This is a genomic window from Halorubrum sp. Atlit-26R (genome assembly GCF_003666015.1).
Classification (GTDB): Archaea; Halobacteriota; Halobacteria; order Halobacteriales; family Haloferacaceae; genus Halorubrum.
The window spans coordinates 1-684 of sequence record NZ_QPLT01000241.1 but is presented as its reverse complement, the minus strand read 5'-3'; the positions used below and the strand labels follow the sequence as shown (position 1 = coordinate 684).

The following is a 684-nucleotide window of genomic DNA, read 5'->3' as shown; positions in this document are numbered from 1 at the left end:
TAAAGCGGCGAGGGCGGCGTCGGCACGCTCGACCTCGTCAGCAGGGCGGTCGTCGGCGTTCGCGATGTATCGCTGGACACCGTCCATCACCCGCGAGACGACTGGCTCGGCGAACTCGAGCGACGCCGCGATAGTCGCCCAGCCCTCGTCGATTGCGGTGTCAACCGGCACTTCCTCAATGTTGGGCTCGTTGACGGTCAGCTCCTCGTACACCCGCTCGGGCAGGATGAAGGCGATGTCGTTCCGGCGAGCGAACCGCCGAACGGCCTGATAGCGGCTGTTCGAGGGCTGTCCCATCGCGACGAACAGGCCGGTGTCGGCGATATGGAGCCGACTCACGCGTCGCTAGTTTCGTCGCTGTCGATCCAACTCATCGAGCCCCGTCCCTGCCTCCTCGATGTCGTAGTGCTCGTGGACCACTGGCCTGAGCGCCTGCAAGATCATCTCCGCGGCTAGCGGCGAGATGTTCAGGTCTTCGGCCATCAGTCGGTGGGTCACTTCGCCGCGTTCACGGGCGACGGCGTAGGTGAGCGCCGTTGCGAGGCCGGCGACGCCGTGGCGGTCGATATAGGTGTCGATGTCGCCGTCCGTCTCGCGGCGGCCGACGGCGTCGATGAGCGCCGGCGTGATCGTGTACTCGCGGTCCCCGGCGGCCGTCGTCACTGTCAAGTCAATCTCTTGGAC

General features: G+C 66.1%; 1 protein-coding gene and 1 pseudogene. Both read right to left on the bottom strand.

What is annotated here, in order from left to right; genetic code table 11:
• On the bottom strand, window positions 1-339 hold a 339-nt coding region (locus DVK07_RS20350), incomplete at its 3' end, for a hypothetical protein (RefSeq protein ID WP_121598576.1).
• 6 nt (window positions 340-345) lie between these two features.
• A pseudogene (locus tag DVK07_RS20345) lies at window positions 346-684 on the bottom strand (ArsR family transcriptional regulator); the annotation flags it as partial.